General features: G+C 62.9%; 13 protein-coding genes. 7 read left to right on the top strand and 6 right to left on the bottom strand.

Going from position 1 to position 13,995, the window contains the following annotated elements:
• Positions 1-4 precede the first annotated feature (4 nt).
• Positions 5-1,180 carry a murein transglycosylase A gene (gene mltA / locus AC1RCO_RS13900; RefSeq protein ID WP_445493869.1) on the bottom strand — a complete coding sequence of 392 codons (1,176 nt, stop codon included), beginning with the start codon at positions 1,178-1,180 and terminating at the stop codon, positions 5-7.
• Positions 1,181-1,312: 132 nt separating this feature from the next.
• Between mltA and AC1RCO_RS13895 the strand changes: the two genes are divergently transcribed.
• Positions 1,313-1,762 (top strand): c-type cytochrome, encoded by a 450-nt coding sequence (locus AC1RCO_RS13895; RefSeq protein ID WP_011063965.1) that lies wholly within the window; start codon positions 1,313-1,315, stop codon positions 1,760-1,762.
• A gap of 39 nt (positions 1,763-1,801) precedes the next feature.
• On the opposite strand, the gene AC1RCO_RS13890 is transcribed toward AC1RCO_RS13895, so the two are convergent.
• From AC1RCO_RS13890 to AC1RCO_RS13875, 4 genes are all read right to left on the bottom strand, one after another.
• Positions 1,802-2,197, bottom strand: coding sequence for a DUF1090 domain-containing protein (locus AC1RCO_RS13890; protein WP_011063964.1), 396 nt, complete (start codon positions 2,195-2,197; stop codon positions 1,802-1,804).
• A 113-nt stretch (positions 2,198-2,310) separates the two neighbouring features.
• Positions 2,311-3,981, bottom strand: coding sequence for an NAD-dependent DNA ligase LigB (gene ligB / locus AC1RCO_RS13885; protein ID WP_443692391.1), 1,671 nt, complete (start codon positions 3,979-3,981; stop codon positions 2,311-2,313).
• Positions 3,982-4,205: 224 nt separating this feature from the next.
• Positions 4,206-5,396, bottom strand: coding sequence for a methionine adenosyltransferase (metK, locus tag AC1RCO_RS13880; protein ID WP_015637335.1), 1,191 nt, complete (start codon positions 5,394-5,396; stop codon positions 4,206-4,208).
• An 18-nt stretch (positions 5,397-5,414) separates the two neighbouring features.
• Entirely contained in the window at positions 5,415-6,410 is a 996-nt protein-coding gene (locus AC1RCO_RS13875; RefSeq protein WP_445493873.1) for an ArsR/SmtB family transcription factor, read from the bottom strand.
• Positions 6,411-6,668: 258 nt separating this feature from the next.
• On the opposite strand from AC1RCO_RS13875, the gene tkt reads away from it, so the two are divergent.
• The 6 genes from tkt (at position 6,669) to fba (ending at position 12,999) form a co-directional block, all read left to right on the top strand.
• The gene (gene tkt, locus AC1RCO_RS13870; RefSeq protein WP_492617803.1) at positions 6,669-8,666 is read left to right on the top strand and encodes a transketolase; all 1,998 of its coding nucleotides are present in this window, start codon (positions 6,669-6,671) and stop codon (positions 8,664-8,666) included.
• 153 nt (positions 8,667-8,819) lie between these two features.
• The gene (gene epd / locus AC1RCO_RS13865; protein WP_011063959.1) at positions 8,820-9,899 is read left to right on the top strand and encodes an erythrose-4-phosphate dehydrogenase; all 1,080 of its coding nucleotides are present in this window, start codon (positions 8,820-8,822) and stop codon (positions 9,897-9,899) included.
• 17 nt (positions 9,900-9,916) lie between these two features.
• Positions 9,917-11,080, top strand: coding sequence for a phosphoglycerate kinase (locus AC1RCO_RS13860; RefSeq protein WP_194238017.1), 1,164 nt, complete (start codon positions 9,917-9,919; stop codon positions 11,078-11,080).
• A gap of 32 nt (positions 11,081-11,112) precedes the next feature.
• Positions 11,113-11,334, top strand: a complete 222-nt coding sequence (locus AC1RCO_RS13855) for a hypothetical protein (RefSeq protein WP_011063957.1) — start codon at positions 11,113-11,115, stop codon at positions 11,332-11,334.
• Between the two features lie 60 nt (positions 11,335-11,394).
• Complete coding sequence (locus tag AC1RCO_RS13850) at positions 11,395-11,724, top strand: MliC family protein (protein ID WP_011063956.1); 330 nt, start codon at positions 11,395-11,397, stop codon at positions 11,722-11,724.
• Positions 11,725-11,934: 210 nt separating this feature from the next.
• Positions 11,935-12,999: a class II fructose-bisphosphate aldolase gene (gene fba, locus AC1RCO_RS13845; RefSeq protein ID WP_003229012.1), complete on the top strand. Its 1,065-nt coding sequence runs from the start codon at positions 11,935-11,937 to the stop codon at positions 12,997-12,999.
• Positions 13,000-13,104: 105 nt separating this feature from the next.
• Here fba and AC1RCO_RS13840 read toward each other — a convergent pair whose 3' ends face one another.
• Positions 13,105-13,776: a polysaccharide lyase family 7 protein gene (locus AC1RCO_RS13840; protein WP_011063955.1), complete on the bottom strand. Its 672-nt coding sequence runs from the start codon at positions 13,774-13,776 to the stop codon at positions 13,105-13,107.
• Between the last annotated feature and the right edge of the window lie 219 nt (positions 13,777-13,995).

The raw sequence follows: 13,995 nt of genomic DNA, 5'->3' as shown, positions 1-13,995 counted from the left end.
GGGCTCAAGGGGCGTCGGGCACTTCCGGCACCTTGGGCAGCGCTACGCCCTTGGGCCAGAGCATCCAGATCTGGCCCTGCTGCTTCATGTCTCCGGCCAGCTGCCCCGCGGCATCGCCCGTGCCCCAGAACAGATCGGCGCGCACCTCACCGGTGATTGCGCCGCCCGTGTCCTGGGCGGCTACCGGCCGTATCAGGCTGCTGCCATCCGGGCGGGTGGTGGACAACCACAGCAGGCTGCCCAGCGGGATCACCTTGCGGTCCACGGCCACGCTATAGCCTGACGTCAGCGGTACGTTCAACGAGCCCCGCGGGCCTTCATTGCTATCCGGGTTGCGGTTGAAGAACACGTAGCTGGGGTTGCTGCCCAGCAGCTCGGGAATCCGTGCCGGGTGGGCCTTGGCCCAGGCGGCAATGGTGCCCATGGTCACGTCCTCTTTCTTCAGCTCGCCCTGATCCACCAGCCAGCGGCCGATGGGACGGTAGGGGTGGCCGTTCTGGTCGGCATAGCCGATCCGCAATTGGCGCCCGTCATCCAGCTGGATTCGCCCGGAACCCTGGATCTGCAGGAATTGCAGGTCCATGGCGTCGGTCAGCCAGGCAATCACCGGGGCCTTGGTTCCCTTGCTTTCGATGGTCGCCGCATCGTCATAGGGCTTGAGTACCCGGCCTTCGAGCCGGCCACGCAGGCGCTTGCCCTTGAGCTCCGGGTAGAGGCTGTCCAGGGCGACGATGATCATGTCCTCCGGCACGCCGTATACCGGCACATTGGCCACCTGGGTCTGGGTCAGGCTGCCGGGATAGACCGGTTCGTAGTAGCCGGTGATCAGGCCGGTACTGCTGCCGTTGCCCGAGCGCAGGCCGTAGACCTGCAGGTGCTCCTTAAGAAAGCCGCGGATGGCCTCGGGGGTTTGCGGCACCGTCGCGGCTGCGGCGCAGGTGGCGCCCCACACCGGGTCGGCCTTGAGGCGGGTGCAGGCGCTGCGCCAGGAGCCGAAACCGGCCAGCAGGTCGTTGTCGGCGACGTTGGGCAGGGCGTCCCAGGTGGCGCTGTTGTAGGTGGCCAGGGCGTGGGTGGGGGCTGGCTTGGTATTGTCGCCGCCGTTGCAGCCAGCGAGCAGCGCCAGGGCCGGCAGGGCCCAGAGCAGATGGCGAGGCCAGCGGAGCGGGCTCGGGTTCATGCTGTATTTCCTTGAGAGGCTGCCCGCCGCATTGGTGATGGGGGACAACCCATATTATTAATAGGGCTATTGGTCTTTGCCGGGGAGGCGAGGATACTGGCCGCCGTTTCCGTGACCAGACCTGAAGCCACCATGACGCTAAAAAGACTTTCTGTTGTATTGCTGGCCTGCCTGACGCTTTCCGCCTGTGGCGGTGTCGATCCCAATTCTCCCCTGGGCCAGCGCAAGGCGATCTTCAAGCAGATGCTCAAGACCGGCGAGGACCTGGGGGGCATGCTGCGTGGGCGGATTCCTTTCGACGGCGCGCGCTTTGCCGAAGGCGCGGTGAAACTCGACAGCCTGTCCCATGAGCCGTGGAAGCACTTCCCCGAGGTCAAGGAAGAGGATCACAGCAGCGCCACCGATGACGTCTGGCGCAAGCAGGCGCGTTTCCAGGAGTTGGCCCGCACCCTGGAAGCCGCCACCGGTGAGCTGGTGACGATCAGCCAGGTCCAGCCCTACAAGGCCAGCAATCTGGGGCCGGCGGTGCAGAAGGTCGAGGATGCTTGCAGCGCCTGCCACAAAGAGTTCCGCAATCACTGATTGGCGGCTCTGCTGAGCAGGGCCGCGGCATCAGGTTGCTTACTTGTCCAGTTCGTCCAGGGCTTGCTGCAGTTCCTTGCGCGACTCGGCAAGCTTGTCCTTGCGCTTGTTGATCTTCTCCGAGTCACCTTTCTTCATGGCTTTTTCCAGGTCGGCCTGGCGTCGGCTGACCTCATGCTTGGCCTCAAGCACTTTGTTTTCCCGCTCTTTCTTCAGCGAGGCGTCGGTGCAGTGGGCGGTCACTTCGCTCAGGGCGCGCTCCAGGCCGGCCTGCTGATTGCTGTTGCCGTGGGCCTTGGCCTGTTCGATCTGGTTCATGATGGCCTGGCGCTTGGCGGCGCAGCCGGTCAGCTCGGGGGCCTGCTCGGCGGCCAGCAGTGGCGCGCTCATCAGGCTGCAGAGGGTCAGGGTGGCGAGCGATGGAAAAAGTTTCATTGAAGGCTCCAGGTGAAAAAGATCAAGAAATAAACAATAAAAATACTGACTGTTGTACCGGGAATGGGCTGTTGGAGCGTATTCCGGCTTGGGTGGTTCCACGTGCCATCGGGCTAAAAACCTTCGATACCGGCGCTGTTCAGGGCGCCTTGCAAGGCCAGGACCTCTGGCGCGCGAAAAAACGCCACCAGTTGTGCGGCCCGCTCCGCTCCGATACCGGCTTCATTCTGCCAGTCCAGGCTGCTTTTCATGGCCAGGGCCTGCCATGGCCCGCTCAGGTCGGCCGAGCCACTGGGCGGGATGCCGAGGGCTTTGAGCCAGCGAGGGAAGGGCTGTTGCCTGGCGCTGTGCAGACTCTCGAGCAAACGCTTGCTGCTGCGATCACCAAAGCCGGCAATGTTAGCAAGCTCTGCCTGATCCAGGGTCAGCCAATCCAGCAGGCCTTTGATACGGCCTGTTTCAACCAGCCGGGCCCAGGTCCGGCTGCCGATATTCTGCAGGTTCAGGCCTTGTTTGCTGCTGAGCCAGGTCAGTCGGGCCAGAAATTGTTCCTCGCAGCCGGGTGATGGCTGCCAGCAACTCAGGAAGTGAAAGTCGGCTTCTCGCGGGGGCTGGATGCTCTGGCGCAGGGTGCTTCTGAGTACCACTTCATCCAGGTGCGGGATGCTCAACCCGGCGAGACTGATGGCTACCTGATCGCCGGGAACTATATCCAGGGATCGCCAGCGTTGCAGCGAGCCGAGACTGACACGGCGGATCTGCCGGTCGTCCAGGGTCACCGGCTCGATCTCCAGCAGGGGCGTGATGCGCCCCGTGCGGCCGATACGAAAATCGACTTGACGAACGCTGGCCAGCACCTGGGCGTAGGGGTACTTCCAGGCGGCAATCCAGTATGGGGCCTTGGCCTGCCAGCGTTCGGCGGCGGGACGCCGGCTTTGCCGCAGGATGATGCCGTCACTGGCAAAGGGCAGTGGCGAGCGATACCAGCGGGCCCGCCACTGTTGTGCATCGGCGAAGCCGCCTACGGGCCGGCTGTACTCGCGGGGTTCGACAAAGCCCAGGTCTGCCAGTTGCTCCAGGCGTTCGCTCAACGTAGCCGGGCCCTGGGGCCAGTCCCAGACAAACAGCCCGATCTGCGCCGCCTCCGCCGCCGTCAGCTGTTTGCGCGCCATCCAGCCTGCCACCCGGTTGCGCGCCTTGAGGCTGCCGGAGCGAGCCTGGACATGCTGCTCCAGGCGCAGATAGAGCTCTCCTTGCAGCAACAGGTCGACGGGCCGTGGCAGTCGTTTGGGTATGGCCTCGATTTGCCAGGCTGCACGGGTCCAGTCATGGCCATGCACGCCGTCGCCACGGCTGAGTGCTTGCTGGAACTGCCCCTGGTGGTAGATCAGGGTCACCGCTACGCCGTCGACCTTGGGTTGCGCCCAGATGTCGTCGCGGCCCTTGAACCACCCCGTCACGGCATTGGCATCGGCGAGTTTTTCCACTCCTGTGTGGGGGATGGGGTGGCGGATGCTGCCCCCGGCGCCGAGCAGGGGCTGGTCCATTGCACGGGGAGCCTGGGGGAAGCACTGGCGCCAGGTGAGCAGGCGCTGGCGGGCCTGATCGTAGAGCTCATCCGCCACCAGTGATCGGCCGTCACGGTAATAGCTGCTATCCCAGCGCTGCAGTTGCTGCTGCAGGGCGGTGATTTCATCGGTGGCACGGGGAACCGGCCAGTCGGGGCAGGCGGCCTGGGCGAAGAATGGAGTGAGGCTCAGCAGCACAACGGCTCTTGGCAGCATGGGGAGCATCCTTGCTCTGTGGGTCATGCGCTAAAGGCTAGAGGGGATTGGCTGAAGGCCGGGACGAAGGTGGTTGCGAGGTGTTTCCCCGTCAGCGAGCACCTGTGTCCTTGCTCGCTCGGCCCCGTACCAGCGCCGGTTTGCGGGATGTGCAAGAAACTTCAGGCGACAAAAAAGCCCCGCCGGGCGAGCCGGGCGGGGCTTTGGATGTTGCCAGGTGAAGCTTACAGGCCGGCAGCGGCGCGCAGGGTGTCGGCGCGGTCGGTCTTTTCCCAAGTGAAGGTGGTGAAGGTGTCGTCACCCACGGTCTTGGTTTGCGGAGCCCGGCCGAAGTGACCGTAGGCAGCGGTTTCCTGGTACATCGGGTGCAGCAGGTCGAGCATGGTGGTGATTGCGTAGGGGCGAAGGTCGAACACTTCGCGTACCAGCTTGATGATCTTGTCGTCGCTGATCTTGCCGGTGCCGAAGGTGTTCAGCGAGATCGAGGTCGGTTGGGCCACGCCGATGGCGTAGGACACCTGGATCTCGCAGCGCTCGGCCAGGCCGGCGGCAACGATGTTCTTGGCCACGTAGCGACCGGCGTAAGCGGCGGAACGGTCGACCTTGGATGGATCCTTGCCGGAGAACGCGCCACCGCCGTGACGGGCCATGCCGCCGTAGCTGTCGACGATGATCTTGCGGCCGGTCAGGCCGCAGTCACCTACCGGGCCACCGATGATGAACTGGCCGGTCGGGTTGATGTGGAACTGGGTGTCCTTGCTCAGCAACTCGGCAGGCAGCACGTGCTTGACGATCAGCTCCATCACGCCTTCGCGCAGGTCGTTGTAGGACACCTCGGGGTTGTGCTGGGTCGACAGCACCACGGCATCGATACCGACCACCTTGCCGCCTTCGTAGCGGCAGGTGACCTGGGATTTGGCGTCCGGGCGCAGCCAAGGCAGCAGGCCCGATTTGCGGGCTTCGGCCTGGCGCTGGACCAGTTGGTGCGAGAAGGTGATCGGCGCCGGCATCAGCACCTCGGTTTCGTTGCTGGCGTAGCCGAACATCAGGCCCTGGTCGCCAGCGCCCTGATCTTCCGGCTTGGCGCGGTCGACGCCCTGGTTGATGTCGGGGGACTGCTTGCCAATGATGTTCATCACGCCGCAGGTAGCACCGTCGAAGCCGACGTCGGAGCTGGTGTAGCCGATATCGCAGATCACATCGCGAACGATCTGTTCCAGGTCGACCCAGGCGCTGGTGGTGACTTCGCCGGCAACAATGGCCACGCCAGTCTTGACCAGGGTCTCGACCGCTACGCGGGCGTGCTTGTCCTGGGCAATGATGGCGTCCAGCACCGCATCGGAAATCTGGTCAGCGATTTTATCCGGATGCCCTTCAGACACGGACTCGGAGGTGAAAAGGGAGTATTCGCTCATCTTGAAGGTTTCCTAAATTTACCGATGGTGAGTGTCGCCAGCCGGTCGCTGAAAATGGCGAACCTGGATCTGGAAACCATTACGTAAGCCTACATACAGGCTTTCCCCGGGAGTCAGTCCCGCAGCGGTGGCCCAACGGGCCAAATCATCTTGTTCGAACCCTAGCCAGAGATCGCCGCAAGCCTCTTTGGCCCAACTCTGGTTGTGGCTGCACAAGTCTGTCACTAACAGGCTGCCGCCTGGTTGCAGCAATTGGGCCATCTGCTTGAGGGCCTCGGCCGGCGCGGCGAAATGGTGCAGGACCATGTTCAGCACCACGCAATCGGCCTGCAGCTGTACACCGTTCAGTGCATCGGCCAATTGCAGGCTGACGTTAGCCAATGTATCGCGTTCGCACAGCTGGCGTGCCAGCTCCAGCATCGCCGGGCTGTTGTCCAGCGCGGTAACCCGGGCAAAGCGTCGGGCCAGCTCGGGGAGAAATCCACCGTCGCCGGGGCCGACTTCAATGGCCGTGGCCACTGGGTCGAAACTCAGTTTGTCCAGCAGCGCCAGCACACTGTCGCGATACTGGGGCAGTCCTGCGATCAGGTCCTGCTGGGCGCGGAATTTTTCCGCCACCCGGGAAAAGAAGTCCTGGCTGGCTGCAGCCCGCTGCCGGTGCACCAGGCTGATCCGGGCCTGTACCTCGCCCGGCAGGTTCAGCTGGTCGACCTCTTCCAGCAAGGCTGCGTGTAGTTTGCCGCCCAGGAGCCCGGTATGGGGCAGGGCGCGGCGATAGAAAATCGCATTGCCTTCACGGCGGGTTGCCACCAGGCTGGCCTGGGCCAGGACCTTCAGGTGGTGGCTCATGCCCGACTGGCCGATGGCGAAGATCTGCGCCAGCTCCAGCACACCAAACGAATCGTTGCTCAGCGCGCGCAATACATTCAGCCGCAGGGGGTCGCCGCCGGCCTTGCACAGGGCCGCCAGTTCGTCGCAATCGTCATGGCTGATGGCAGGCGCGGGCAGGTTCATGGGGCAGCAGTCTAGAGATGCCCGCAAATGCTCGCAAGGCCAATATCAAAAAGTTTTGATATTGGAGTCTGCAGGGGCTTTTCCAGAGCCTCTGCTTCTACAGTCAACGAGTGGCGAAGGGGTTTCATCAATGGATTGTGTCTTCAGCAGGGGAAAAACATGCCTGAGTGACTATCTGTCATTGCCCCCGCCTGACGCCTGAGGGAAAATGCAGGCCTTTTTTCCGTTTCGTTTTATTCAATCCCCAGGAGATCAGCGATGCCAAGCCGTCGTGAGCGTGCCAACGCCATTCGTGCCCTCAGCATGGATGCCGTGCAAAAAGCCAACAGCGGCCATCCAGGTGCCCCTATGGGTATGGCGGATATCGCCGAAGTACTTTGGCGTGACTACCTGAAGCACAACCCGAGCAACCCATCCTTCGCCGACCGCGACCGCTTCGTGCTGTCCAATGGCCACGGCTCGATGTTGATCTACTCGCTGCTGCACCTGACCGGCTACGACCTGTCGATCGATGACCTGAAGAACTTCCGCCAACTGCACAGCCGCACCCCGGGCCACCCGGAGGTCGGTTACACCCCAGGCGTGGAAACCACCACCGGCCCGCTGGGCCAGGGCCTGGCCAACGCTGTGGGCTTTGCCCTGGCGGAGAAAGTCCTGGCGGCGCAGTTCAACCGTCCAGGCCACAACATCGTCGACCATCACACTTACGTGTTCCTGGGTGATGGCTGCATGATGGAAGGCATTTCCCACGAAGTCGCTTCCCTGGCCGGCACCCTGGGCCTGGGCAAGCTGATCGCCTTCTACGATGACAACGGCATCTCCATCGACGGCGAAGTCGAAGGCTGGTTCACCGACGACACGCCCAAGCGTTTCGAAGCCTATAACTGGCAAGTGATCCGCAACGTCGACGGCCACGATCCGGAAGAGATCAAGACCGCCATCGACACCGCGCGCAAGAGCCCGCTGCCGACCCTGATCTGCTGCAAGACCACCATCGGTTTCGGTTCGCCGAACAAGCAGGGCAAGGAAGATTGCCACGGCGCGCCACTGGGCGACGCGGAAATCGCCCTGACCCGCCAGGCGCTGAACTGGAACTATGGCCCGTTCGAAATCCCGGCCGACATTTATGCCGAGTGGGATGCCAAGGAAAAAGGTCGCGCTGCCGAAGCCGAGTGGGACCAGCGTTTCGCGGCCTATTCCGCTGCCTTCCCAACCGAAGCCAACGAACTGGTACGTCGCCTGAGCGGTGACCTGCCTGCCGACTTCGCCGAGAAGGCCGACGCCTACATCGCCGAAGTAGCCGCCAAGGGCGAAACCATCGCCAGCCGCAAGGCCAGCCAGAACACCCTGAATGCTTTCGGCCCCCTGCTGCCGGAAGTGCTCGGTGGGTCGGCCGACCTGGCCGGTTCCAACCTGACCCTGTGGAAAGGTTGCAAGGGTGTCAGCGCTGAAGATGCCAGCGGCAACTACATGTACTACGGCGTGCGCGAGTTCGGCATGACCGCCATCATGAACGGCGTTGCCCTGCACGGCGGCCTGGTGCCTTACGGCGCGACCTTCCTGATGTTCATGGAATACGCCCGCAACGCAGTGCGCATGTCGGCGCTGATGAAGAAGCGTGTGATCCATGTCTACACCCACGACTCCATCGGTCTGGGCGAAGACGGCCCGACGCACCAGCCGATCGAGCAACTGACCAGCCTGCGTACCACGCCGAACCTCGACACCTGGCGTCCAGCCGATGCCGTTGAATCGGCGGTGGCCTGGAAAAACGCGCTGGAGCGTAAAGACGGCCCTTCGGCGCTGATCTTCTCGCGCCAGAACCTGCAGCACCAAACCCGCGATGCCGGCCAGATCGCCGACATCAGCCGCGGTGGCTATGTGTTGAAGGACTGCGCAGGCGAGCCTGAACTGATCCTGATCTCCACCGGTTCGGAAGTCGGCCTGGCCGTTCAGGCCTACGACAAACTGACCGAGCAAGGCCGCAAGGTGCGCGTGGTTTCCATGCCTTGCACCAGCGTGTTCGATGCTCAGGACGCTGGCTACAAGCAATCGGTTCTGCCGCTGCAGGTCAGCGCACGTATCGCGATCGAAGCGGCTCATGCCGACTTCTGGTTCAAGTACGTGGGTCTGGAAGGTCGCGTGATCGGCATGACCACCTACGGCGAATCGGCTCCGGCTTCGGCACTGTTCGAAGAGTTCGGCTTCACCCTGGACAACATCCTGGGCCAGGCTGAAGAGTTGCTGGAAGACTAAACCCGGAAGCCGGGTTGTCTGTACTGACGCAATCGCGAGCAAGCTCGCTCCTGCAGGGATGTATACCGTCCTTGTGGGGGCGAGCTTGCTCGCGATGACGATGGCGCAGGCAGCACGAAGCTGATGGTTTCACCACCGGTCATTGAGAACCCCATGCCTCAACCGCGTCCCTACAAAGTTGCACTCAACGGCTACGGCCGGATTGGTCGTTGCGTCTTGCGTGCTCTGTTCGAGCGAGGGGCTGCGGCCGGGTTCGAGATCGTTGCCATCAACGATCTGGCCGACATGGCCAGCGTTGAATACCTGACACGCTTCGATTCCACCCACGGGCGTTTTCCCGGTGAGGTGAAGGTCGATGGCGATTGTCTGCATATCAATGGCAACTGCGTGAAAGTGTTGCGCAGTGCCACCCCCGAAGGCATCGATTGGGCGTCCCTGGGCGTCGATCTGGTGCTGGAATGCTCCGGTGCCTACCACACCCGCGAAGACGGCCAGCGTTTTCTCGACGCCGGCGCGCCGCGGGTGCTGTTCTCCCAGCCGATGGCCAGCGAGGCGGATGTCGACGCCACCATCGTCTATGGGGTGAACCAGGACTGCCTGAGCGGCGACGAACGGCTGGTGTCCAACGCCTCCTGCACCACCAACTGCGGCGTGCCGCTGTTGCGCCTGCTGGATCAGGCCATTGGCCTGGAGTACGTATCGATCACCACCATTCACTCGGCGATGAACGACCAGCCGGTGATCGACGCCTATCACCATGAAGACCTGCGGCGTACCCGTTCGGCCTTCCAGTCGGTGATCCCGGTGTCCACCGGTCTGGCGCGGGGTATCGAGCGCCTGTTGCCGGAACTTGCCGGGCGAATTCAGGCCAAAGCAGTGCGGGTGCCGACGGTGAACGTGTCCTGCCTGGACATCACCATGCAGACCGTGAGCGATACCGACGCCACCGAGGTCAACCGGATCCTGCGCGAGGCCGCCACCAGCGGTCCGCTCAAGGGCCTGCTGGCCTACACCGAGCTGCCGCATGCCAGCTGTGATTTCAATCATGATCCCCATTCGGCGATCGTCGATGCCAGTCAGACCCGTGTTTCCGGCCCCCGGCTGGTGAACATCCTGGCCTGGTTCGACAACGAATGGGGCTTTGCCAACCGAATGCTGGACGTAGCTGGGCACTACCTGCACACAGCCGCTCCACGCACTGACACTCAACTCTCTGTTTCTGAAGAACAGTAACCCAGGAATTGCGACCCATGACCGTGTTGAAGATGACCGACCTCGATCTGCAAGGTAAGCGCGTGCTGATCCGTGAAGACCTCAACGTCCCAGTCAAGGACGGTGTTGTCACCAGCGATGCGCGAATCCTGGCTTCGCTGCCGACCATCAAGCTGGCCCTGGAAAAAGGCGCGGCAGTGATGGTCTGCTCGCACCTGGGCCGCCCGACCGAAGGCGAGTTTTCCGCCGAGAACAGCCTCAAGCCGGTGGCCGACTACCTGAGCCGCGCCCTGGGTCGCGAAGTACCGCTGGTGGCCGATTACCTGGGTGGTGTCGAGGTCAAGGCCGGCGACATCGTGCTGTTCGAGAACGTGCGCTTCAACAAGGGCGAGAAAAAGAACGCCGACGAGCTGGCCCAGCAATACGCTGCCCTGTGCGACGTGTTCGTGATGGACGCCTTCGGCACCGCGCACCGCGCCGAGGGTTCGACCCATGGCGTGGCCAAGTTCGCCAAAGTGGCTGCTGCTGGTCCTTTGCTGGCCGCTGAGCTGGACGCGCTGGGCAAGGCCCTGGGCGACCCGGCCAAGCCGATGGCGGCCATCGTTGCCGGCTCCAAGGTGTCGACCAAGCTGGACGTGCTCAATAGCCTGAGCCAGATCTGCGACCAGTTGATCGTCGGTGGCGGCATCGCCAATACCTTCCTCGCCGCTGCCGGGCATCCGGTGGGCAAGTCGCTGTACGAGCCGGACCTGCTGGACACCGCTCGCGCCATCGCCGCCAAGGTCAGCGTACCGCTGCCGGTGGACGTGGTGGTGGCCAAGGAATTTGCCGAGAGCGCTGCGGCCACCGTCAAGCTGATCGCCGATGTGGCCGATGACGACATGATTCTCGACATCGGCCCGCAGACTGCCGCGCAGTTCGCCGAACTGCTGAAATCCTCCAGGACCATCCTCTGGAACGGTCCGGTGGGCGTGTTCGAATTCGACCAGTTCGGCAATGGCACCAAGGTCCTGGCCCAGGCCATCGCTGACAGCGCCGCGTTCTCCATTGCCGGCGGCGGCGATACCCTGGCAGCCATCGACAAATATGGCGTAGCCCAGCAGATCTCCTACATTTCTACCGGTGGCGGCGCCTTCCTCGAGTTCGTCGAGGGCAAGGTGCTGCCGGCGGTTGAAGTCCTGGAAGCCCGGGCCAAGGCCTGAGGCCTCGATTGGCCGGGCAAAGGAGTGTTCTGATGGTCAAGACGTTGCCACTGTTGATCGCCGTGGCGTTGCTGGCGGGCTGTTCCAGTGCCCCCAAGGCAACGCCTGCGGAGGATGCCGGCGAGGTGCAGAAAGGCTGCTACCAGGCTGACTGGCAGGCCGAGACGGCTCCGGTGATCAACAAGCGCCTGGGCCCTGAGGGCCTGGAGAAGTACGAGACGCCGTCAAAGGCCAGGGAACAGGGTTGCCCTTGACGGGTCAGATGGGTTAACGCAACGCGCCGGGGCCTGTTGGCCGCCCGCCGAGGAACATTGATGAAAGGTTTGATCGCCGTGGCGATGCTGGGCTTGTTGGCAGGTTGTGCCAACCTGAACCTGCTCAAGTCGCCGACCACTGACAACTGGACCACCTGGACCTGCGACAGCCAGGCCCAGGTGCTCTGGCGCTACACCGACGACAGCCGCAAGGCCGTCGACGTGCGCCTGGGGGGCGACGACCAGGTACGCCGCCTGAAGCTTGAGCCCAGCGGTTCGGGCTCGCTGTACAGCGACGACATGCTGGCGTTTCACGTCAAGGGCGAGGAGGGCCTGGTCTACTGGGTCGCCACCAATGACCTGATCGGCCGCGGCTGCAAGGCCATGTAGGGGCAGGCTTGCCAGCGGAGGCGGCCTCCAGACCTGTGCAAGGTTCAAGGCCCCTTTCACTGGCGAGCCGGCTCCTGCGTGGCTGTAGAGATTTGGTTTTAACGAATGGAACAGAGCGGGTTGACCCCCGATCTGCAATCACTTGAATAGCAGTCGCCGCTACGGCAGGCTTGCACGATTAACGACCCTCGACCGGGAGAGACACACACAATGGCACTCATCAGCATGCGCCAGATGCTGGACCACGCAGCCGAGTTCGGCTACGGCGTTCCAGCCTTCAACGTCAACAACCTTGAGCAGATGCGCGCCATCATGGAAGCCGCTGACAAGACTGACTCCCCGGTGATCGTCCAGGCTTCGGCCGGCGCCCGCAAATACGCCGGCGCGCCTTTCCTGCGTCACCTGATTCTGGCTGCCATCGAAGAGTTTCCGCATATCCCGGTGTGCATGCACCAGGACCACGGCACCAGCCCTGACGTCTGCCAGCGCTCCATCCAACTGGGCTTTTCCTCGGTGATGATGGACGGCTCCCTCGGTGAAGACGGCAAGACCCCGACCGACTACGAATACAACGTCCGTGTTACCCAGCAAACCGTAGCCATGGCTCACGCCTGCGGCGTGTCGGTAGAAGGCGAACTGGGCTGCCTGGGTTCGTTGGAAACCGGCATGGCCGGTGAAGAAGACGGTATTGGCGCCGAGGGCGTGCTGGACCACAGCCAGATGCTGACCGACCCGGAAGAAGCCGCGGACTTCGTCAAGAAGACCCAGGTGGATGCCTTGGCCATCGCCATCGGTACCAGCCACGGCGCCTACAAGTTCACCAAGCCGCCTACCGGCGACGTACTGGCCATCGACCGCATCAAGGAAATCCACAAGCGCATCCCTAACACTCACCTGGTGATGCACGGCTCTTCGTCGGTTCCGCAAGAGTGGCTGGCGATCATCAACCAGTACGGCGGCGACATCAAAGAAACCTACGGCGTGCCGGTTGAAGAAATCGTCGAAGGCATCAAGTACGGCGTACGCAAGGTCAACATCGACACCGACCTGCGCCTGGCATCCACTGGTGCCATGCGCCGCCTGATGGCCACCAACCCCAGCGAGTTCGACCCGCGCAAGTTCTTCGGCGCCACCGTGACCGCCATGCGCGATGTCTGCATCGCCCGTTACGAAGCCTTCGGCACCGCCGGCAACGCCTCGAAGATCAAGCCGATCTCCCTGGAAGCCATGTTCCAGCGTTACCTCAAGGGTGAGCTGAACGCCAAGGTCAACTGAGCCTAAGCGTCGAACGAAGAAGCCCGCAGCGATGCGGGCTTTTTTGTATCCGGAATTCTTGCCTTCGTAGGCGCTGGCAAGCCGGCTCCTACGCAGGGAGGGGGGTCAGGTCTTGTTGTGGTCGATGTCCAGCTTGGAAAAGGTCACCTTGCCGCCTTCGCTGGTATAGCCGGTGTTGTCCTGCACATAAACCCCGGCCTTGAAGTACAGCGGCTTGTCGCGCCAGGTCGCGCTCAACTGGCTGTCCCACTGATAGCCGGCAGCGCTGACGCCCAGGGCGCCGCCCGGGCTCAGGTGGATCAGGTAGGAAAACTCCCGGTCCATGGGCACGTTCTCGGCGATGGTGATGACACGGCCTTCCTCGTCGTCCGGGTGCAGGCGCACCTTGGCCACGATGTTGCCGCTGCCCTTGCTGGTCTTGTACTGGTACTCGACCTTCACCAGCGGCTTGGTGCTGTTGTAGGCGTGGATCTGGCCGATGACGATCTTGCCCGAGGAGGGCACCTGGTTCACCGCCAGGGTCGCGTACAGCAGGTTGTCCGCTTCGGGGTAGGTCCAGTTGCGCAAGGTGCCGTTGGAGTAGGTCTCGCGCAGCTCGGTGCGCGGGTAGATGGCGTTCTCGGTTTTCGAGCCGGTCACCGGCGACCAGAAGAACAGGGTGCCGGTATCGGAGTGGAAATACTGGTCCTTGAACCCCTTGACCAGTGTCGGGGTGTCGATGGTCGCCGGCGGGCTGCCGACGGGAACGCTGAGGTTCCAGGTTGCCAGGTCGATCATGGTGGTTTTCCGCAAGGCATGACTGATGCAGGTGGCCGAAGGCTTTAGCCTGCGCTTCTTAGGGGGTCTTTATAGCGCAGAAGCGGTGCTTGGCGAGGCCCGTATGGCGGATATATGGCGTCAGCAAAATGTCGAAATGCCATCTATCCCGGTTTTTATGCGGCAACTCTGTGACCGTTAGTCGGGAGTCGTGCCCATTGGCGAAGTGATGGCGTGTTG

The organism is Pseudomonas sp. GW823-FHT03E05, from assembly GCF_058796855.1.
The sequence above is the reverse complement of the archived record's forward strand: the minus strand, read 5'-3'. Positions and strand labels throughout refer to the sequence as shown.